The 21,102-nt window shown below is 39.6% G+C and carries 15 protein-coding genes; 7 read left to right on the top strand and 8 right to left on the bottom strand.

Annotated elements, in window-relative coordinates; translation table 11 throughout:
- Position 1: 1 nt before the first annotated feature.
- From HMPREF9073_RS14710 to HMPREF9073_RS14685, 6 genes are all read right to left on the bottom strand, one after another.
- The gene (locus HMPREF9073_RS14710; RefSeq protein WP_009414421.1) at positions 2–2,359 is read right to left on the bottom strand and encodes a hypothetical protein; all 2,358 of its coding nucleotides are present in this window, start codon (positions 2,357–2,359) and stop codon (positions 2–4) included.
- Positions 2,346–2,579, bottom strand: coding sequence for a hypothetical protein (locus HMPREF9073_RS14705; RefSeq protein ID WP_009414420.1), 234 nt, complete (start codon positions 2,577–2,579; stop codon positions 2,346–2,348). Before HMPREF9073_RS14705 ends, HMPREF9073_RS14710 begins: the two co-directional genes overlap by 14 nt.
- A gap of 33 nt (positions 2,580–2,612) precedes the next feature.
- The gene (locus HMPREF9073_RS14700) at positions 2,613–3,059 is read right to left on the bottom strand and encodes a hypothetical protein (protein ID WP_002677693.1); all 447 of its coding nucleotides are present in this window, start codon (positions 3,057–3,059) and stop codon (positions 2,613–2,615) included.
- A 2-nt stretch (positions 3,060–3,061) separates the two neighbouring features.
- Complete coding sequence (locus HMPREF9073_RS14695; protein WP_009414418.1) at positions 3,062–3,565, bottom strand: Panacea domain-containing protein; 504 nt, start codon at positions 3,563–3,565, stop codon at positions 3,062–3,064.
- 89 nt (positions 3,566–3,654) lie between these two features.
- On the bottom strand, positions 3,655–6,015 hold the full coding sequence (locus HMPREF9073_RS14690) for a hypothetical protein (RefSeq protein ID WP_009414417.1): 2,361 nt from the start codon (positions 6,013–6,015) through the stop codon (positions 3,655–3,657).
- A gap of 14 nt (positions 6,016–6,029) precedes the next feature.
- Positions 6,030–6,998: a hypothetical protein gene (locus HMPREF9073_RS14685; RefSeq protein WP_009414416.1), complete on the bottom strand. Its 969-nt coding sequence runs from the start codon at positions 6,996–6,998 to the stop codon at positions 6,030–6,032.
- Between the two features lie 137 nt (positions 6,999–7,135).
- Between HMPREF9073_RS14685 and HMPREF9073_RS14680 the strand changes: the two genes are divergently transcribed.
- The 4 genes from HMPREF9073_RS14680 (at position 7,136) to HMPREF9073_RS14665 (ending at position 11,518) form a co-directional block, all read left to right on the top strand.
- Entirely contained in the window at positions 7,136–8,272 is a 1,137-nt protein-coding gene (locus HMPREF9073_RS14680) for a PLP-dependent aspartate aminotransferase family protein (RefSeq protein WP_009414415.1), read from the top strand.
- Between the two features lie 16 nt (positions 8,273–8,288).
- Positions 8,289–8,726, top strand: a complete 438-nt coding sequence (locus tag HMPREF9073_RS14675; protein WP_009414414.1) for a hypothetical protein — start codon at positions 8,289–8,291, stop codon at positions 8,724–8,726.
- Between the two features lie 83 nt (positions 8,727–8,809).
- Entirely contained in the window at positions 8,810–9,799 is a 990-nt protein-coding gene (locus tag HMPREF9073_RS14670) for an aspartate-semialdehyde dehydrogenase (RefSeq protein WP_009414413.1), read from the top strand.
- 75 nt (positions 9,800–9,874) lie between these two features.
- Positions 9,875–11,518 (top strand): acyl-CoA--6-aminopenicillanic acid acyl-transferase, encoded by a 1,644-nt coding sequence (locus HMPREF9073_RS14665; protein WP_009414412.1) that lies wholly within the window; start codon positions 9,875–9,877, stop codon positions 11,516–11,518.
- A gap of 50 nt (positions 11,519–11,568) precedes the next feature.
- Here the strand turns inward: HMPREF9073_RS14665 and HMPREF9073_RS14660 are convergent, their stop codons facing one another.
- Positions 11,569–12,567 (bottom strand): hypothetical protein, encoded by a 999-nt coding sequence (locus HMPREF9073_RS14660; RefSeq protein ID WP_009414411.1) that lies wholly within the window; start codon positions 12,565–12,567, stop codon positions 11,569–11,571.
- 32 nt (positions 12,568–12,599) lie between these two features.
- On the opposite strand from HMPREF9073_RS14660, the gene HMPREF9073_RS14655 reads away from it, so the two are divergent.
- On the top strand, positions 12,600–16,592 hold the full coding sequence (locus HMPREF9073_RS14655) for an Eco57I restriction-modification methylase domain-containing protein (protein WP_009414410.1): 3,993 nt from the start codon (positions 12,600–12,602) through the stop codon (positions 16,590–16,592).
- A gap of 45 nt (positions 16,593–16,637) precedes the next feature.
- Here HMPREF9073_RS14655 and HMPREF9073_RS14650 read toward each other — a convergent pair whose 3' ends face one another.
- Positions 16,638–17,648 (bottom strand): Eco57I restriction-modification methylase domain-containing protein, encoded by a 1,011-nt coding sequence (locus HMPREF9073_RS14650; RefSeq protein WP_255347219.1) that lies wholly within the window; start codon positions 17,646–17,648, stop codon positions 16,638–16,640.
- Between the two features lie 61 nt (positions 17,649–17,709).
- Between HMPREF9073_RS14650 and HMPREF9073_RS14645 the strand changes: the two genes are divergently transcribed.
- Complete coding sequence (locus HMPREF9073_RS14645; RefSeq protein WP_009414408.1) at positions 17,710–18,513, top strand: tyrosine-type recombinase/integrase; 804 nt, start codon at positions 17,710–17,712, stop codon at positions 18,511–18,513.
- Positions 18,514–18,617: 104 nt separating this feature from the next.
- Positions 18,618–21,047: a phenylalanine--tRNA ligase subunit beta gene (gene pheT, locus HMPREF9073_RS14640; protein ID WP_009414407.1), complete on the top strand. Its 2,430-nt coding sequence runs from the start codon at positions 18,618–18,620 to the stop codon at positions 21,045–21,047.
- Positions 21,048–21,102 lie beyond the last annotated feature (55 nt).

Genomic DNA, 21,102 nt, shown 5'->3' with positions numbered 1-21,102 from the left:
GTTACTTGTTACCTGTTTCCTTTTTGAAGTATCCGCATTCGCGAATCACGTCTTTATAATATTGGGTATGAGGGTATTTTCGGAGTTCTTTAAAGCCTTGCCAATCCTTAAAAGCAATTTCGTTCTCCCAAGGACTCACACCGTATATTTTACCTTCGGAATAGTACTGCTTGTTGTAAAACTCATTGCGCTCTACTTTGGCAAGCATATAGGCTATTTTAGCGCGTTGTTCATCGGTAGAAGCGTGTTGCTGAGCGATTTGGTAGTATTTTTTGGCGTGGGTCATATTGAGTAACATAGTCATATTCTGAGCATTTACAAAAAAGCCCCCTGCTTCCCCTAAAATATCGTTGTAGTAGAACGCGCGGCTGTTGCCAAAATAGGAAGCGCTGTAGAACGCATTGCCCAATAGGAGTGCGTTGTTGTACATATCTTCACCTTTTGCAAGTTTTTCCTCCATTTCTTTCACTTTTTGCAAGAAAGAGATTTTGGTGTAAGGGGTGCGCTTTTTGGCGTGTTCACAATCGTGACAGTCTTGGATATAGCCGTTAAACGGATTAGCAGGCAGTGAGCTTTCACTCAGTTTTAGCTGTTTGGCGACCATTTTTTCAGCTTGTTCATCGTATACTTCTTGGCTTTCAAGAGGTATTTTTTTCATTTCGGCAATTGCCTTATCAAGGTTATCTTTATAGAAAGCATAGATAGCGCGACTTTCGTAGATTTCGCCTAAAGTAAATCTATATTCTTTTGCCCAAAAGGCTTCCCAAGAGGTTTTGTTTGTTTTTAACAAGAATTTTTCAATAGCTGCTGAATGGTTGTTGTTTTCATAAAAACCATCTTTGGGTCGAGTGATTTCACTCATTACCAAGTTCTTTTGCGCATTGTAAAGCGCTGAAAGGTAGTTGCGTACCAAATCAAAAGCATAGCGAGAGCGCAAAGCCGATTTGTATTCACTTTCTTTAAGGAGCGCAGATTGCCACATCCACTCTACTTTTTTAGTGAGGCGTTCTTCGTCGGCAGCAGTGATTTGTTGTAGCGCAGTAACATCATTCATCACATCGATGATGCGCACTTGTACTTTTTGTTTTTCGTTTTTGGCTACGGCATCAGCTTTTTTGAGAAAATCTTTAGCTTCTGTGGCCTCATTGCGGAACATCGAAACATAGCCTGCTGCTACATTCCACAAATACGGATTACTCACTTTGCCTTCACGAGCGGTTTGCAGTAGCCAATCGGTTTTGAAATCTTGGGTTGCCACCTTGTGAGTGTATTGATGATAAGCATTCACATTGGCAAGTGGCTGGTCTTGATAGAGATCACCAAACTTATTTACCACACCCTCTATGCGGTTGATATAGCGGGTAAGGAGAAAATCGATGTGGGGTGATTTAGGGTCGATGTGCAGTATTTTTTGGATAGCTACCTCTTCTTTGCTGTAATAGCCTTGCATTGCCCAGAGAGCACATTGTTCGGCTTTGGAAAGAGAAGCGGCTATTTTTTCGGTCTCACTATCGGTGAGGGCGCGGTACTCAAAAGTAACAGTTTTTCGCAATTTAGGCACTTCGCTGAAAAGTGTTGCCAAGAGCGCATTAGCTTTGGCATAGTTTTTCTGTGATTTATAAGCCCCTGCTACATAGTGTAATGCGCGGTAATAGACACTGTTTTTCGGCTGACCGGCTTGGGTCTGTTCAAAAAAAGCAATTGCTGCACTGCGGTTGGCAGAGTAAAATTTGAGGCGCATCACCTGTAGCCACATACGGTTGGCGAAGAAAGTATCTTTATTAGCAACTGCTTTCTGGTATAGTTTTTCAGCTTTTTCTATTTGGCTGTTTTGGGTATATTGTATGTTGCGTTTTTCGTAATCCCAAGCGCTTTCGGTGTTGTTAGTGATAGATTCGTTGTTACGAGCGATGTCTAAAAGAGCAAAGAAGTTGGTAAGGCGTGCGCTTTGGGTTTTTGGGGTATGATGAGAAAGTCGTACACTACTCTTGTCGGTTGCATCGTTGTATTTGCGAATATCGGCAAGAGCATCGTTGTTGTACATAAAATATTGAATACCTTCTGCCCAAAAATCTTTGCCGAGGTATTGCTTCCAGTCATCGAGGTCGGACGAAGAGAGATTTTCTTGGGAATCAGTGTCGTAATCGCCATAGAAAAGATTTTCTTCTTCTAAATAGAGAGGGGTATAAGAAGGTTTATTAACGGTAACTTCGGGTGAAAATACAGAGTTGTAGAGGTAGTACCAGACTCCTCCATCGGCACAAGCGTAGAGGTAAGTGCCAATGCCTACTATTGTAGCGGCACTAAGGCTAATGATGAGTTTTAGGTGTTTTTTCATTCGATTCTTAACTGATTCCATTTTTTTTTCTGTAAGCTTCCATTCGTTTAAACACAACGTCAATAGGTTCAGCTGGCGATGGGTCAGCTTTAGCTTCACGTACGGAACGTATGTCTTCTAATTCTTCATACATTTCGACTAAAGCTAATAATTCGCGATATTCGTCAGCAGGGATTAGAGCTAAAGAATTTCCGTTAGAATCGGTTAAAAACTGTGGGGTTTGCAAATTGATAGTATACATATTTTAACGATTTAATATAGGTTTTAAAAGTTTTTATAAAAATCCAAAATCTTTTTTATCTTTGATAGAGATAGTTTTAGCGTTTGTGATAGTGATTTGCAATTCTCTTAAAAAACTATCAGTAACATTTCCTACTACCATACTTGGGTTTTCTTTTATAGCATTGCATATTTCAGCGATAAGCCGTTTGTGCAGTTTAGAACAATCTACAAAACTATCGTATTTTAAAAAAGAATGGTCTTGTTGTTTGATGAGTAAGTGGAGATTTTTCACTTTTTCACTCCAAGCGACATTTAAATTCACTTCAGTATTAATAACAACTCCTGCGATATACAATTCATTAGTCGCTACAATAATCAGGTATTTCTTATATGAAATATTGAAGTCGGGTATTTCAATGAGTAGTGTTTTTCCAAGTTCTATATTTCGTTTGGCGAAATTATCTTTTATTTCTTGAGGGAAGAAACTGCCTAAATCCATAACTAAAAACACATTTGTTCATTCAAAGCATTTATCTTGATGTAATTTAGTATATCAGGATTGTTAGTAACTGCTTTTGCCATTGCTAAATAATCAATACGCCACTGTGCATTTTGCCAAGCACTATCGTGAGATTTTTCAGTAAGTTTTTTAAAAGATATATCTTTATTTTCAGCAATAGCTTCCTTTAGGCACTCTACTTCAGATTCTGATAAGTCTTCTTCATCATATTGATAAGAAGTAGTTAGGAAATGTTTGTTTGTTTTATTGATAAGACCCTCTTTTTCATTGCCTTCTGATACATTTCTAAGAAAAGATGGCACAGGTCCATACTCCATTTTTACATAAGTATCACCTGTGATGGGACGACCATAGTTTACCAAGTGCTTTTGGTCAGCAAAATATAAGATTTTAAAGACCTTATGAGCATCTGATTTCTCTGCCCCTAATTGATTAAGGACAAACAACATACTATTGATAGCCTTACTTTTATCTATATCAAACATAACAAATCTTTATTTTATATCGCAAAAGTAATACTTTTTCTTCATACAGCCAAATACGGCTTACAAGCATAGTGCTTATTTCTAATCATTTAATCATTATACAAGTATACAACATCTGCAAACCAACCGCATTCCTTAATAGCTTCTTTATAATACTGAGTGTTAGGGTATTTGGCGAGTATGTGGAAACCTTCCCATTGGTCTACCCATTTTCGTTTCTTCTCAGGGATGTCGTAATGATTCAACTGAGCGAAATACTCGTTGCGTTCAGCTTTTCCGAGCAAGAAGGCAGCTTCAGCGCGCTGTTCATCAGTGGTAGCCATTGTAAGAGCAATCCGAAAATACTTTTTAGCAGCGGTCATATCCAAAAGAGGCGCGTAGTTCTCTTTGTTTTCAAGTCCTAAAGCACTCCATTCGCCTATGATTTCGTTGTGGTAAAACTGACGAGAAACGCCGTAAAACGAGGTGTTACAAAAAGCGTTACCTAATTGTATGGCGCTGTGATATACATCTTTACCTTGCGCTATACGGTCTTTTAGTTGCTTGGCTTTGCGCAAGAAGGAAATCTTAGTGTATTCCACGCGAGGAGGGGTGATATAATCGTAGTAATACATATCATACACTCCTCCTTTAAACGGACTGACGGCTAAGGTTTGCTCACTCAAGCAGCGCTTTTTATTCACTAATATGTCTTTTCCCCAATCATATTCTGCACCGCGGGTTTCCCAAGGTATTTTCTCAAACAATGCCAGCGCCTCGTCTATGCGGTTTTGGCGGAATAGATAAATTCCACGACACTCGTATATATCGCCTTTGGTATAAGGGTAATAGTTGAGCCAAAGAGCCTGCCAGTCGGTTTTGTGAGGGTCGTGAGTTAGTTCGTCAAAAGCCTTATAGTTAGCTTCACTGATGAAAAAACCGCGTTTGGGGTGAGTGAGTTCAGCCATTAGGGCATTGCCTTGTGCCTGATAGAGCACTCGGAGGTATTTACGCATAAAGGTAAAGGCATAATCATAGCGCAAATCGTTAGTAAATTTGCGGTAATTGAGGTATTCGGCTTTGTACTTGTCATACACTAAAGAACCGTCATAACAAAAATCGTCGTCGCGGTAGAAATAGAGGTTGTTCCACACGCGTTGCATAGGTAGAGTCAGCTGTTTTTCGGCAGCAGCATCAATGTGTTGCAAACTCGATACTTCGTTCATCGCTTGTAAGAGGTACAACTGACTTTTTTGCTCGTTGCCCTCAACGTATTTTTCGGCTTCTTGCAAAAGCTGACGTGCCAAAGAAAATTCACCTCTAAACATTGCTACATATCCCCCTGCTACTTTCCATAAAAAGGGATTGGAAAGCCGGTCGCCTTCACGGGCTAAGAGCAATAGCCAATCGGTAGAGAAAACTTGGGTGCTCACTTTGCGAGCGTGTTGATGATAGGCTTTGATAGATTTCAAATCATCGCCATATCGGTCGAATACATTGAGTTTGTACTCCATTTTGTTTATAAAGCGGGTGAGCAGGAACTCAACGTGAGGTGATTGGCGGTCGATAGTGAGGATTTTTAGCAAACAATTTGCCTCGTTGTTCGTGTAGAAACCTTGCATTGCCCATAAGGCACATTGTACACCAGGAGAGAGTTTTTGAGCGATTTGTGCAACTTCTCTATCGGGTAACGGACGATAATCATACCCTACGGTAGCTCTTAATTCGGGAGTGGTATCAAATATTTCGGCTAAGAGTACATTAGCCTGAGGGTAGTGTTTTTCGGCTATATAAGCTCCTGCTACATAGTGCATAGCGCGGTAGTAAAGCGAGTTTTTAGGTTGGGAAGCTGCTGTTTCTTCAAAGAAAGGAATTACGGAACTTCTGTTTTCTGAATAGAATTTCAAACGCACGGCTTGAAACCATATACGATTAGCAAAAAAAGCATCAGAGGTTAGGCTGCGGTAGAGCGCTTCTACACGCTGAGGTTCAGTATTTTGCAATCGTTGGTAGTTTCTGTTCTCGTAATCCCAAGGGTCGTAATAGCTACTGCCTGTAATCACCTCATTGCCACGAGTAATTTCTAAAAAAGTAAGGAAGTTCTGCACCCGTTTATCGGTGATTTTTTTAGAATGTTTTAGTTGTAAAACTTCGTCAATCACTTCTTTGTCATACATCAAATGGCAAATTTGCTCACGAGGCATCGCCTTGCCTACGTAAGCACACCAGTCGGCTAAATCATCTTCAGTATAACGGTCGGAATCAAATCCTACATAGCCGTTGAAACTGTGTTCTACGCTGTAAAACAGACTGTTGTATACTCCCTTAGGTACAGTAACCTCAGGTGAGAACGCCGAGTTAGTAACATACCAATCAGGCGGAAACCATCCGCAAGCGTACAAATATGCTCCTATTCCTGCTATTGAAGTAAGGAGGCAAAAAGCTAATTTGATAATTCGTTTTTGTGTCATTTTTGTGAGTTTTATTACCTAAACCAAATCAGTTCTTTGGGTGTTGTTTTCATATTTTTTAGCAAATCTTCCTGCATTTCTTGGCGCTCAGCATCGGTTACTTCCTCTATTTTGATGCGGTCGCCAGCTTGCCAAAGGCGTCCCTTGTAGTAGGTTTGTGTTTTTACTTCATAAACGTTAGGAATATCGGTAGCGACTACGTCTTTAAGAGTTTTGATTTCAGCAGAAGTAAGTCCGCTAACCAAATTCACCACCTCACCGCGTACTGAATGTACCCCCCAAGAGAACATTGGTAGGGCGATATTCAGCTGTAAAGGGTAACTTTTTAGTGAACCGATATAGCGTTTGGCAGTTGAGCGATTGTAGATAGAGTTAGCCCCCGTGGCGGTGATTTTATCCATATTGTAGTACATCAGCACCCCGTAATTTACGGGGGGTACGCCCGTATCATCTTTGTATTTTACTTGATGCAAACGTATGGTTGCCGAGAGTTGTAAATTAGGATTTTGTTCTTTGAAATGCTTGAGGAAGTTGAAGTAATACTCCTTAGTGTTGAGCGTCCAATCGCAATCAAACTGCACCTCATTTACAGTGAGATGATAATAGTTGTTGATTTGCTCAATATATTTAGCCACATTTTCGCTGAGCGTTTCTGTTCCCCAAAAACGTTGCGGAGCATATTGTGCGGTTGCTATATCCTCAAACACCTCATTTTTGATGTAGATTACAGGTACAATTGCCAATCCACGTGTGCTAAGGGTATCGATTTCTATGGGTGCAATGGGCACGGCTTGTTCATCTCTAAGCCCTACATCACAATAGCGCACATAGAGTTTTTTCACGGCGTGTTCTTTTAAGAACGCTTTATCGCTTTCGGTAAACGAAAGGTTCGTTTTCCAAAAGTACATAGCCTCAGGAATTGCTTGTTTTTTGTTGCAAGCTATAAGGCAGAGAACGAATGTAAATAGAAATATTTTTTTCATCAGGGCACAAAGGTAGTAAAATAATTGATATTTAGCGATAAGTGATTGATATTTTTTTCTTTGCCTCTAATGATAAAAATTTGGTAATTGATAAAATATTCTTACTTTTGTCGCTGTTTTTGTAAATAACAGAAAATATGAAGTTTGAAACTAAAGCGATTCACGGAGTGAGAACCCCTGAAAAAGGCATTGAAAACTGGGGAAGTACCCTAAATATGGCGACTACTTTTCCCATTAAAACCTATAGCGAGTGGCAAGAATTTGAGTACTCTCGCGTGTCTAACCCCACCCGCAAAGATTTCGAAACGATGATTGCCCTTTTAGAAAATGGCAAACACGGATTTGGATTTTCTTCAGGGATGGCAGCGACTTCTTCGGTGTTTACAATGTTCGAGGCAGGTGATCACTTTGTGCTTAGTTTGGATATTTACGGAGGTACTTACCGCATTATCAATGATATATTCCGCAAGTTTGGCTTCGAGGCAACCTTTGTAGATACTACCGATTTACAACAGATAGAAGCAGCTGTGCGCCCTAATACCAAAGCTATTTTTATAGAAACTCCTTCCAATCCCCTTTTAGAAGTTACCGATATACGCGGCGTGGTAGCTATCGCTAAACGCCACAACCTGCTTTCAATGGTTGATAATACTTTTATGTCGCCCGTATTACAACGCCCTTTAGAATTAGGGGTAGATGTCGTTCTACACAGTGCAACCAAGTTTCTCGGGGGGCACAACGATATTATCGCAGGGGCTGTGGTGGTGAATCGCGACGATCTTGCCGAGAAAATAAGTTTTGCCCAAGTAGCTATAGGGGCAATTCTCTCACCTTTCGATAGTTGGTTGCTACTTCGCAGTATGAAAACCCTCAAATTAAGAGTTGAAAAAGCCCAAGCAAATACCCTTAAACTTCTTGATTTCTTGCGCTCTCACCCCGAAGTAGAGAAAGTGTATTACCCTACTGAGGCGCATAACAAAGGCAAAGCCGTGCACGAAAGTCAGGCTTCGGGAGGTGGGTCGGTATTTTCGTTCACTGTAAAGAGTGAAGCTAAAGCCAAAGCCTTTTTCGAGAGTTTGAAAGTAGCTCTTTTTGCAGTGAGTTTAGGCGGTGTAGAAACCTTGGTAACTCACCCTAGTACCCTCACTCACACCGAGTTTCCAGAAGAAGAAAAAGTGGCGCGTGGTGTTACGCGCACCCTTATCCGCGTAGCTGTGGGGATTGAAGATGCCGAGGATTTGATTCAAGATTTCAAACAAGCATTGGAGAAATAGGTGATAGACAATAGTAATGCAGATAAGTTTTGATTTAGACGGGACACTTATTCCTTACAATAATGAATTTCCTACTGAAAAAAGATCGTGGTGGGCGAAGTTATTGGGAATAGAGCCTATCCGCAAAGGGACGAAAACTCTTATCAAAACACTGCAATCTCAAGGTAATGAGGTGCATATCTACACTACTTCGTTGAGAAGTAAACCCTATATAAGACGAATGTTTCGATATTATGGCATCAAAATAGGGAGGATTATCACCCAAAAAGAAAATGAGCACACTTTACAATCTTTGAAAATTAGCGCTTCCAAGTATCCTAAAGCTTTTGGTTTTGACCTTCATATAGATGATGCTCAAGGCGTACAAAGTGAAGCAGAACAATATGATTTTAAAGTGATTATTATTTCTCCTACTGATACCTTTTGGATAGAAAAAATATTGAAATTACTTTGATAATCAACGCAATCTTTATGCATTGCTTTTCTGTGAAAAACACAAAATTCGTAGAATACTAAAAAAACTAAATACTAAAATATATGAGAGTAGCTGTAGTAGGCGTTACCGGAATGGTAGGTAACGTAATGTTAGAAGTACTTGCAGAACACAATTTTCCTGTAACCGAATTAATTCCTGTAGCCTCAGAAAAATCAGTAGGCAAAAAAATCGTCTTTAAAGGCACTGAATATACTGTGATTGGCTTGCAACAAGCCGTGTCACTCAAACCCGATGTAGCCCTCTTTTCAGCAGGCGCTTCTGTTTCTAAAGAATGGGCGCCTAAGTTTGCTCAGGTAGGTACAACTGTGGTAGATAACTCTTCGGCTTGGCGTATGGATCCTACCAAAAAATTGGTAATCCCCGAAATCAACGCCGATGTCCTTACCAAAGACGACAAAATTATTGCTAACCCCAATTGTTCTACTATCCAAATGCTCGTTGCTTTGGCTCCTTTGCAACGCAAGTATGGCATCAAGCGCGTGGTAGTCTCTACTTACCAGTCGATTACGGGTACAGGCGTAAAAGCTGTACGTCAGTTAGAGAACGAGTACAAAGGCGAAAAAGGTGAAATGGCTTATCACTACCAAATTCACCGCAATGCTATTCCGCACTGCGATGTTTTTGAGGAGAATGGCTATACTAAAGAAGAAATGAAACTCGTGCGTGAAACCAAAAAGATATTGCGCGACGATAGTATTGCCGTTACAGCTACAGCCGTACGTATACCGGTAGTAGGTGGTCACAGCGAAGCAGTGAATGTAGAACTCAAAACCGATTTTGATATAAATGAAGTACGCACTCTCTTAGCGCAATCAGCAGGTATCAAAGTGCAAGATAATACCGAAACCAATACTTACCCTATGCCTTTGTACGCTCACGGCAAAGATGATGTGTTTGTAGGGCGTATCCGTCGCGATGAGTCACAACCTAATACGCTCAATCTTTGGGTCGTTGCCGATAACCTTCGCAAAGGTGCTGCCACAAATACTATACAAATCGCCGAATATTTGATAAAAAATAAATTGTTATAGTATCCTAATAACTATCAATAAATTAGCCAATGAATCAATACCATTATTGACTCATTGGCTATTTTTTAGTGAAAAATGAAACATCTCAAACTCTTATCTCTTACTTGTTACCTCTTACTTTTTACCCTTACTTCCTGCGGTATTTTCTACAAGAAAATCACACCGCCTGAGGTAGCCTATCCATACCAGAAACCTCAAATTACAGCAATAAATGACTCGCTGCGGTATTTTGGTGATAACTATATTGCTAAAAACCAACAAGGTTTGTGGGAACTCTACCTTTCGGGGAATCCCTATCAATTAGGACTCAATTCGGGGGCTCTTACACTGCCTCTGTACCACCGTCAAGACAGTTTGCTATTCACCAAGCTGAACCACTTTGTACCTTCTGAACGCAAACAACGTTTTTTGCGCAAGTTCATCAAATGGTTCAACCGCGATATCAACAATTGTATAATTCCGCCCTTCAAACAAGAATTGTGGGGGCAAGCCCAATACTCCGATACGATTTTCAACTACTTAGCCCCTGCTTATCAGCGTACGCTCTACTTGCATTCAGCTCACGATTTGGGGCACGCTTTGCAAGATTTGATGCTTGTAGGTTGTTCATCATTAGCAGTTTGGGGTGATAAAACTGAAGACGGTCAGCTGCTCATTGGTCGCAATTTCGATTTTTACCTCTCCGATGATTTTGCTACCGAAAAGATTGTCCGCTTTGTGCGTCCTGAGGAAGGTATTCCCTTTATGAGTTACGCTTGGGGCGGAATGATAGGCGTGCTTTCGGGTATGAATCTCGAAGGACTTACAGTTACTATCAATGCTGGGAAATCGTCTATTCCTCTTAAAGCTCGTACCCCCATTTCACTCCTCTGTCGTGAGATTTTGCAATATGCTAAAAATATAGACGAGGCGATTGCTATTGCTAAAAAGCGCAAAGTATTTGTGTCCGAGGCTATAATGGTAGGCAGTGCCGCCGATGGCAAAGCGGTGATTATTGAAGTCTCTCCCAAAAAGTTTGGAGTATACGAAGCTCCTAATGCTGTGGTCTGTGCCAATCATTTCCAAAGTGAACCTTATAAAACCAACAAAAAGAATCTCAAACAAATAAACACCTCACACTCAGCCTATCGCTATGCCAAAATGCAGGAGTTTCTAACACAAGAACCTAAACTAACACCTTCAAAAATGGCTGCTCTTTTGCGTAGTACTGAGGGGCTACACGGCGATTCTATAGGTTATGGCAACGAGAAAGCTCTCAACCAACTCTTGGCACATCACGCGGTTATTTTCAAACCACAAGAACGCTTGGTGTGGGTATCGACAGCCCCTTATCAGTTAGGTACTTTTGTAGCCTACGATTTGAAAAAGATATTTTCAGGTAGCAACTATTCCTCTCATACGCCCTACCCTCAAAACTCCTCTTTAAACATTCCTGCCGACCCTTTTCTCTACAGCCAAGCCTTCAAAGATTACGAAGCCTACCGAGGGTTAGAACAGCAAATAGAAACCCATTTGCGCGAGCATACCCCTATAAACATAGACAAAGTAAAACACATCACTGCTCTCAATCCTCATTATTGGAAAGCCTATTACCTCTTAGGAAAAGCCTACCAAGCTCAAGGCAACACCTTCACAGCTCACCACCTCTTTCAAAAAGCCCTACAATGCGAAATTCCTTATAGCGAAGAACGAGAGAAAATAGAGAAATTAGCAAATTGAGAAGTTTGGAAATTAGCAAATTATGTGTAATTTTGCACCGATAATTTATATTATTTAATCAAATCAATAAATCTTATTTTTCGGTTGCTTTTACCTGTGTCAGGGTCTTTGCTACCCCAATCTTTTATGAGGCAATAAATACCATTGTGTTCTTTGAATATTTCTTTTTGACAACCATTACAAGTAATTCTTCTTTTTTCTTGTTGTCCATATATATCAAATCCTATTTCTGTAATGTTATGCTTACAGCTACAAGGTATAACTCCTTTAAGTCCGTCCATTTGCCATAAATTCCAAGAGATAATGTAAGCAATGTATTTAATAGATTTTTCTAAAGGGCGCTTACCAAACTTAGCTTCGTAATACTCTATGAATGAAACTAATAATGCTTCCCGAGCTAATAGTAAGTTATCACCTTGCCATTCAAATCCGTAAATATTTTTATAAGCCTCTTGTGCCATTTCAAGCCATTCGCCTGAAGAGGTTGTATTTTCTGAAATTATCCTGAGTTTGCGATCGAGCATTCCTATACGTTGTTCAAGAGGAACATATACACCTGTAGTCGTGTCATAACGGCTTACCAAGTAGGGGGCTTCTCCACAACTTAACTCTATTCGGGTAGCACGTACATAATCCTTCCACGTTTTTCCTTCAGGGAAAGTGATAGGAGCTTTTACTGCTTTCCAGGTGTGTTTTTCAGTATCTTCAATATTAAAAACCTCTTTACGACCAAACCACACTTCATCTACTAAATTATTTTGAGCGTTGCACACCCACGATGGGGTAAACACTTCTGCCATTCCTTTAGTGCGTTCTGTTTGTTCTTCTTTTGATTTGATAGCTCTGGGGCGGATCACATTGCCATTTTCACCCGTAATATGTTCTGTATTAATGGTATCAAAATAGGTATACCCTTCTCCTTTAGCGGCATAACTATCTGTAGCCCAAAAGATATTCTTTTGGGTAGTGTGATCTTTTAGTAAAAGCGTAAAAACATCTTCAGATTGTTTAAAGAGTTCGTTTTCACTTATATCAATTTCGTTTGCCATTAGTAGTTCCTATAATATAAATTATAACTAATATGGCTACATTTGAACTCTCTCTAAAACCTCGCTTGATTTATATCTTTACTATTGCCGATGAAGCTCATAGCGACTGCGTAAAAATAGGTGAAACTACTTTTAACGGTGATGGATTGCCCGAGGCTAATAGCAAAGAACTAAACAATGCCGCCCATAACCGTATTAAACAATATACCCAGACCGCTGGTATCAGTTACCAATTGTTACACACTGAACTCACTCTATTTTCTCGTGAGGGAAAGATAGGACTCTTTAATGATAAGGAGGTTCACTCTGTATTAGAACGTTCTGGAGTAAAGAAAAAGGCTTTCAAAGGGGCTACTGAATGGTACTGTTGCGACCTTGCTACGGCTATAAAAGCTATTGCTGCCGTAAAACAAGGTAGAAAAAGTCTGAAAACGGAGGATATTAGCACTACTGAAAACCCTATCATTTTTCGACCCGAGCAAGCTGATGCTATAGAACGTACTGAAAATCAGTTTAAAAAAGGGTCGCAGATGCTATGGAATGCTAAAATGCGTTTTGGGAAAACACTCTGTGCGCTGCAAGTAGCTAAAGACTTACAAATGAAGCGCACCCTTATCGTAACCCATCGACCAGTAGTAGATGCGGGTTGGTATGAGGATTTTAGGAAAATCTTCTATGATAGTCCTAATTATTACTATGGTTCTAGAGCTAAAGGAGAAAATGATTTTGCTTCATTGGAAAAACTTGCAAACGAAGGGGGTAATTATGTGTATTTTGCCTCGATGCAAGATATGCGGGGCTCTAAAGAAGTTGGTGGTAAATTTGATAAAAACAATGAGCTTTTCTCTACTACTTGGGACTTTTTGATAGTAGATGAGGCACACGAAGGTACTCAAACTGAATTAGGACAATCCGTGATTATGCACCTAAAAGGTACAGATACTAAAGTATTGCGCCTTTCGGGTACTCCTTTTAATCTGCTTGATGACCACAAGGAAGAGGAAATCTTTACGTGGGATTATGTGATGGAGCAAAAAGCTAAGATAGATTGGGAAATTACACACTTGGGAGATGCTAATCCCTATGCTTCCTTACCTGCTATTCATATTTACACCTACGATTTGGGCAGGCTGATGAGTGACTATAGCGATGATGAAAAAGCGTTTAACTTTCGTGAGTTCTTCCGTACCCGAGAGGATGGTACTTTTGTACACGACAAGGATATTGACCGTTTTTTAACTTTGCTTTGTGACGATAGTGAGAGTTTTTACCCTTATGCTAACGATACTTTTCGCAAGATTTTCCGTCATACGCTCTGGATACTACCAGGGGAAAAAGCCGCTAAAGCCTTCAGTACTAAGTTGCAGCATCACCCTATATTTGGGGCTTTCAAGGTAGTGAATGTAGCAGGCGATGGCGATGAAGAAGAAGAAAGCAGAGATGCTTTGGAATTAGTGGAAAAAGCTATTGGCAAAGATTCTGACCAAAGCTATACTATTACTCTATCCTGCGGCAGGCTTACTACAGGGGTGAGTATCAAGCCTTGGACAGGGGTATTTATGATGGCAGGGGCTTATAGTACCTCAGCTGCGAGTTATATGCAAACAATCTTCCGCGTGCAAACACCTTACACCCATAACGGGCGTATGAAAACCGATTGTTATGCTTTTGATTTTGCTCCTGATCGCACCTTGCGCGTACTTGCCGAAAGTGCTAAAGTATCGGCTAAAGCAGGTAAACAAACTGAAGAAGACCGCAAAATATTAGGCGATTTTTTGAACTTCTGTCCTATAATAGCTATTGAAGGTAGCCAAATGAAGCCTTATGATGTAAAAACAATGCTGGGGCAACTGAAGAGAGCGCAAATAGAAAAAGTAGTGCAATGCGGTTTTGAAGATGGGGCTCTCTATAATGATGAATTGCTGAAACTTACCGAAGTAGAACTCAAAGATTTTAGTGATTTGAAGGCTGCTATAGGGAAGACTAAAGCGATGCCACAATCGGGTGATATTGACATCAATAAACAAGGGCTTACTAACGAACAATATGCCGAGAAAGAGCGGCTTGAGAAAAAGAAGAAAAAAGACCTTACTCCTGAAGAGCAAGTTCGCTTGGAACAACTCAAAGCCCTTGGTAGTCAGCGGCGGGAAGCGATAGCTATTTTACGGGGTATTTCTATTCGTATGCCTTTGTTGCTTTATGGAGCTGAGATAAAAGAAGATGAAGATAAAGAGCTCGCTCTTGACAATTTTGAGCATCTTGTAGACGATACCTCGTGGGAGGAGTTTATGCCACGTGGGGTAACTAAAGAAGTTTTTGGGCGTTTTAAGCGTTATTACGACTCTGATATTTTCCGCGAAGCGGGTAAGCGAATTCGTGAAATGGCACGTATGGCAGACAAGTTTACCATAGAAGAGCGCATTAGTAGGATAGCGGCTATCTTTGCTACTTTTCGCAACCCTGATAAAGAAACGGTACTTACTCCTTGGCGGGTAGTGAATAGGCATCTGTCGGATTGCTTAGGAGGCTATTGTTTTATGGATGAGAATTTTGAGCAGTCCTTAGATGTGCCCCGCTATATAACCCAACAAGGGGTAACAGAGGAGGTATTTACCCCTAAGAGTGTGATTTTGGAAATCAACTCGAAAAGTGGGTTATATCCTTTGTATGCTACCTATAATATCTACCGTTCTCGTATAGAAGAAGCAAAGAAAAAATATAAAGAAGAAGTAGGTAGACAATTAGCACTGCAATTATGGGATGCGACCCTTGAAGAGAACATCTTGGTAGTATGTAAAACCCCAATGGCACGCAGTATAACCAAACGTACATTGGTAGGCTTTAGAGACACTGCTGTCCACGCCGAATACTACGGAGATCTTATTGAAAACCTCACCCAGAAGCCCGAAAGCGTAATAAACACCCTGCTCAGTGGCAAATTTTGGCATTTTAACAACAAAAAAAATATGAAGATAGACGCTATTATAGGAAATCCACCCTATCAGGTAACTGTAGCACAAAAAGATACAGATAATGGACAGAAAAGGAGCGCAAGTATTTTTCAACACTTTCAAACTTTAGCAGATAAACTATCCCCTCGCTTTATTTCTCTAATCTATCCAGGTGGTAGATGGATACACCAATCAGGAAAAGGAATGGCTGATTTCGGATATAAACAAATCAACGATAAACACTTGGCTCGACTACACTTTTATCCCATTTCAACAGAAATTTTTAATGAAGTTGCTATTGCTGATGGTTTATCAGTCGTTTTTAAAGATATGAGAAAAACAACACAAGGCTTTACATATCTTTACACAAAAGCAGGAACAACTATCCAAATGCAAGTTGCTAATCCGGGTAAAGTGCTTATGACTTTAGATCCTACAGCTGCAAAAATAAGTGAAAGAATACAACATATAGTAAAAGAACGGTTTAGCTATCTTCACGATTCTATACTTTCTCAAAAACTTTTTTCTATTGAAAGTGATTTTGTTGAACGTAATCCTTCATTGGTTAGAGAATATAAAGAAGGTGAAAAGTTACGAAAAAATGAGATAAAACTTTTTACTAATGACAAGGCAGGAAAAGCAGGTCGTTCGCAGTGGTATGTAGTTAATGAGGAGGTAATTACTTCTGGACGTGAATACCTACATAAATGGAAAGTTATAGTATCAAGTGCCAATGCTGGGGGACAAAAGCGCAGCAATCAACTTGCTATTGTTGATAATTATAGTGCCTTTGGTCGTTCAAGAATTGCCCTTAAAACATTTGAAACGGAGCGTGAGGCACAAAACTTTTTTGAATACTGTCAAACAGATTTAATACGTTATGCCTTTTTACTTACTGATGAAGCTCTCACTTCATTAGCTAAACTTGTTCCTGATTTAAAGGATTATAGTGATAAAAACAAGTATATTGATTTTTCAGCAGATTTGAATTCGCAGTTGTTCAAACTTTTTGAAATTGATAAAAAAATGCAAAATCTCATTACTCAAGTCTTACTTGAAAAAGATAAAAGATAGAATAAATAGCATACAGCAAGGAGAGCTGTACGCTATTTTTAGTTTTTAAACCATTGGCTTTATCATTCGTTCAATAAAAGCGATTTCATCTTCTGAAAGGTGATATTTAGTATAAAGTTGCTTATCAATTTCTTCAATGGTTTGCGACCAATCAATATTGCTTGAGGAGGTAAAGTCTTGTAAAGGGACAAAAGAATATGTGTCTCTTGTCATATTTTTGAGTTTCCTAATCCCTACCATAAATCTAAAGAATTTTGTTTTAGTGTATGTTATTACATTTTTTGCTTCTTCTTCATTTTCAAAAGGAGCAATAGCTAAAAATGTTTCTGTGCAAACAGTTTGATTATCTCCTAACTCTGCTTTTCCTATGATCTTAGCAGGTATAGGATTTCCTAATTGTCCTGCTGCACCATCTGCTTTAGAAATGAATACTTTCCATTTACTGGCTACATCCTTGTTTTTAAATACTTTATAGTCTAAAGGAAGATACTTCACACCTCTTTCTTTACCAAATCTCCCAAATATTTTCCATTGACTATGAATACTTGGTGTATCATCCAAAATACATTCTTTATCGTTGATACTAAAAGGATTTCTTGAAAGAACTATAGTAGAAAATGCTTTATCTGTACAAGTTTTAACTTTGTTGAGAATACTAACTGCATTAGAATCTCGTATGAACACATCAGTTCCTTCTTCAGACAGATAACGTTCATTATGAGTTATTGTATTATCTGCTGAATGAGTAAAAATACTGCATTTACCTAATTTTTCTTTTTCCCAAAGAAAATAACAAATACCACCTTCTATTTGAGCGGTAGAAAAGAGAAAAGAAGCATTCATATAATCGTGCAGTACACGAATACTACGATCTTTTATCATCTCAGTACGGAAATCATCAAGGCCTTTTCCTCCTGTCATCCAACGAGAAGGCATAACAATAGAAATATACTTAGGTTTTATCTTTTTAGAAAGTAAAACAAAATCTCCGTAAATTGCTTTAGAACTACTTCCTGTTCCACCTCCGTCCATTACCTGATAGGGTGGATTTCCTATAATAGCGTCTATAACAAGTTTTTCTTATATTGTAACCACTATAATATAAAATTCAAACAATATGGTTACAACCTTTGAAACTGCTCTCAAAGAGAGCCAAATGGCAGAAAATACCATCACTGCCTATCTATATGCTGTAAACGATTTCTACGGTAAGTACAAATCCCTCAGCAAGAAAAACCTTTTGCTCTACAAAACCTACCTTATCGAGCATTTTAAACCTAAAACGGTGAACTTGCGCATTCAGGCTCTTAATAAGTTTTTGGAACATATCGGTAAGCCTAAACTTCGACTTAAATCAGTAAAGGTGCAGCAACGCACCTATTTAGAAAATGTGATCAGTCAGGCTGATTACCTCTTTTTAAAAGAACAACTCCGAAAAGAAGAAAACCCAATGTGGTATTTTGTAGTGCGATTTTTGGCAGCTACAGGAGCAAGGGTTAGTGAGCTTATCCAAATAAAAGTAGAACACGTAAAAATCGGCTATTTCGATCTATACACTAAAGGAGGTAAAGTCCGCCGCCTATTCATCCCACTTCAGTTACGCGAGGAAACTATAAAATGGCTCACAAAAGAGCAAAAAACTTCGGGCTACCTATTTCTCAACCGCTTGGGAGAACGTATTACTACACGAGGTATTGCCCAAAAACTCAAACTTTTTGCTGAAAGATATGGTCTCAATTCTAAAGTCGTCTACCCACATTCATTCAGACATAGATACGCTAAAAACTTCTTGGAAGCCTTTAACGACATCTCTCTTCTTGCCGACCTTATGGGGCACGAAAGTATTGAGACTACTCGTATTTACCTCAGGCGAACAGCCTCAGAACAGCAGGCTATTGTAGATAAGATTATTACTTGGTAGTGAAATATCCATCGCGCAAATTTGCTAATTTACAAATTTGCTAATTGCCAAATTATTTGTACCTTTGCCCCTTGTAAATATTTTAATTATCAATTGTTCATTCAATGAAAATATCCTATAACTGGTTAAAACAATATTTGAAGTTAGACCTGCCTGCTGAAGATACAGCAGTAATTCTTACTGATTTAGGTTTAGAAGTAGAAGGTATTGAACACTTCGAAAGTGTAAAAGGCGCTCTCAAAGGCGTAGTCGTAGGTCACGTGCTTGAGTGCGAAAAGCACCCTAATGCCGATAAACTCAAAATCACTAAAGTAGATATAGGCGGCGATGCTCCTCTGCAAATCGTTTGTGGCGCTCCTAACGTCGCCCAAGGGCAAAAAGTACTCGTAGCAACCATAGGCACTGTATTATACGATAAAGACGACAAGCCTTTTGAAATTAAAAAAGGAAAAATCCGCGGTGAAGAAAGCTTTGGAATGATTTGCGCTGAAGACGAACTCGGATTAGGCGAAAGTCACGACGGTATTATGGTGCTCGATGATAAATATGAAGTAGGAACTCCTGCAAGTAAAGTATTTGAGGTAGAAACCGATGAAGTTTTTGAAATCGGTCTTACCCCTAACCGCGCCGATGCAATGAGCCACTACGGTGTAGCGCGCGACTTGCGTGCCGGATTGATACAGAAAGGCACCTCTTTAGAGCTTATTACCCCTTCAGTAACCAAATTTCACATCGATAACCGCTCAATAAAAATGGATATAGAGGTACAGAACAAAAAACTCGTGCCTCGCTACACTGGCGTAACTATCAGCAATGTACGCGTTGGTGAATCGCCTATGTGGTTGCAAAACAAACTGAAAGCCATTGGTATTACCCCTAAAAATAACGTAGTCGATGCTACTAATTACGTATTACACGGAATGGGGCAACCTCTCCACGCTTTCGATGCCGACCATATTATCGGACGTAAAATAGTGGTAAAAAATGCCGAAGAAGGCACCAAATTTAAAACCCTCGATGGAGTAGAACGTACCCTCAGTGCCGAAGATTTGATGATTTGTGATGCCGAAAAACCTTTGTGCATAGCAGGGGTATTAGGCGGTGAAAATTCTGGTGTTACGCCATTTACACGCAATATTTTCTTAGAAAGTGCTTATTTCAATCCCGTTTCAGTACGTAAAACCGCTAAACGCCACGCAATTAATACCGATGCCTCTTATCGATTTGAACGTGGTATCAATATCGAAGATTGCAAGTATGCACTGATGTATGCTGCTGTACTAATTGAAAATATTGCTGGTGGTGTCATCTCTTCCGATGTGATAGATTTTTACCCTAAAAAACAAGAAGATTTTCAGGTATTCCTCGCTTTTGAGAATGTCGATAAACTCATCGGTCAGAAAATCTCTCGCGACACCATTAAGTCCATTCTTCACTCCCTTGATATCAAAGTCAATTCGCTCACCGAGCGCGGTTTAGGACTCTTAGTGCCTTCCTATCGTGTAGATGTACAACGCGAAGCCGATGTGATTGAAGAAATCCTCCGTATCTATGGCTACAACAATATTGATATTAGCGAAAAAGTGAACGCTACAATGGCACATTCTGATAAGTATGCCGACCATAATATACAGAATGTAGTAGCCGAACAATTAGTCGCTCAAGGATTTTTGGAAATTATGACTAATAGCCTTGTGTCCGAAAAAGAAATCATTACTTATACCGAGAATCCTCAGCAAGCCGTAAAACTCCTCAATCCGCTCAGCAGTGATTTAGGATATATGCGCAAAAATCTCGTGTTCTCTGGTTTAGAAGTGATTGCCTACAACAACAACCGCAAGCGTTCCGATTTGAAATTGTTTGAGTTTGGTAAAAACTATCACTATATCGATGGTAATTATACTGAAGATAAGCATTTAGCGCTCTATCTTACAGGGAATACCCAACCCGAAAACTGGGGAAGTCCAGCACAAAAAGTCTCTTTCTTCCAACTCAAAGGAGTCGTAGAATCTCTTTTTGAACGTCTCGGATTAAAAGAAATAGTTACCTTGCCATTAGAAGCTAATGAAGTTGTATACAGTGAAGGTTTCCGTTGGCAAATAGGGGAGACCCTTTTAGGAACCATAGGTGTTGTAAAAACCAAAGTACTCAAAGAGTTTGGAATCAAGCAAGAAGTACTCGTTGCCGATTTGAATTGGGAAGTGATTGTAGCACAAGTACAAGGGCATAAAGTAGTCTATAAAGAAATACCTAAATACCCCGAAGTACGCCGTGATTTAGCTCTCTTGCTCGACGATAAAGTAACTTTCGCCGACCTTTATAAAGTAGCATATACAACTGAAAAAGACCTCTTGCAACGCGTGAACCTTTTCGATGTATATCAAGGCGATAAACTCCCCGAAGGCAAAAAGAGTTATGCTCTTAGTTTCGTCCTTCAAGACGACAACAAAACCCTTACCGATAAACAAATCGATAAAACGATGCAACGCCTACAAGATGCTTTTGAAAAGCAATTCGGCGCAGCAATTCGTTAAAAATTAAAAAACCTATATACTTTGCCAAAGTCCTAAACACTTCTTGTGCTGTGAA

The sequence above is a fragment of the Capnocytophaga sp. oral taxon 326 str. F0382 genome (assembly GCF_000318295.1).
Lineage (GTDB): Bacteria > Bacteroidota > Bacteroidia > Flavobacteriales > Flavobacteriaceae > Capnocytophaga > Capnocytophaga periodontitidis.
This window is presented reverse-complemented; position numbering and strand designations above follow the sequence as displayed.

Bases quoted from the DNA above. Each gene is read 5' to 3' on its own strand.
- HMPREF9073_RS14655 (WP_009414410.1), top strand. From the start codon at position 12,600: ATGGCTACATTTGAACTCTCTCTAAAACCTCGCTTGATTTATATCTTT.
- HMPREF9073_RS14705 (WP_009414420.1), bottom strand. From the start codon at position 2,579: ATGTATACTATCAATTTGCAAACCCCACAGTTTTTAACCGATTCTAAC.
- HMPREF9073_RS14695 (WP_009414418.1), bottom strand. From the start codon at position 3,565: ATGTTTGATATAGATAAAAGTAAGGCTATCAATAGTATGTTGTTTGTC.
- HMPREF9073_RS14690 (WP_009414417.1), bottom strand. From the start codon at position 6,015: ATGACACAAAAACGAATTATCAAATTAGCTTTTTGCCTCCTTACTTCA.
- pheT (WP_009414407.1), top strand. From the start codon at position 18,618: ATGAAAATATCCTATAACTGGTTAAAACAATATTTGAAGTTAGACCTG.
- HMPREF9073_RS14680 (WP_009414415.1), top strand. From the start codon at position 7,136: ATGAAGTTTGAAACTAAAGCGATTCACGGAGTGAGAACCCCTGAAAAA.
- HMPREF9073_RS14660 (WP_009414411.1), bottom strand. From the start codon at position 12,567: ATGGCAAACGAAATTGATATAAGTGAAAACGAACTCTTTAAACAATCT.
- HMPREF9073_RS14670 (WP_009414413.1), top strand. From the start codon at position 8,810: ATGAGAGTAGCTGTAGTAGGCGTTACCGGAATGGTAGGTAACGTAATG.
- HMPREF9073_RS14710 (WP_009414421.1), bottom strand. From the start codon at position 2,359: ATGGAATCAGTTAAGAATCGAATGAAAAAACACCTAAAACTCATCATT.
- HMPREF9073_RS14645 (WP_009414408.1), top strand. From the start codon at position 17,710: ATGGTTACAACCTTTGAAACTGCTCTCAAAGAGAGCCAAATGGCAGAA.
- HMPREF9073_RS14675 (WP_009414414.1), top strand. From the start codon at position 8,289: ATGCAGATAAGTTTTGATTTAGACGGGACACTTATTCCTTACAATAAT.
- HMPREF9073_RS14700 (WP_002677693.1), bottom strand. From the start codon at position 3,059: ATGGATTTAGGCAGTTTCTTCCCTCAAGAAATAAAAGATAATTTCGCC.
- HMPREF9073_RS14665 (WP_009414412.1), top strand. From the start codon at position 9,875: ATGAAACATCTCAAACTCTTATCTCTTACTTGTTACCTCTTACTTTTT.
- HMPREF9073_RS14685 (WP_009414416.1), bottom strand. From the start codon at position 6,998: ATGAAAAAAATATTTCTATTTACATTCGTTCTCTGCCTTATAGCTTGC.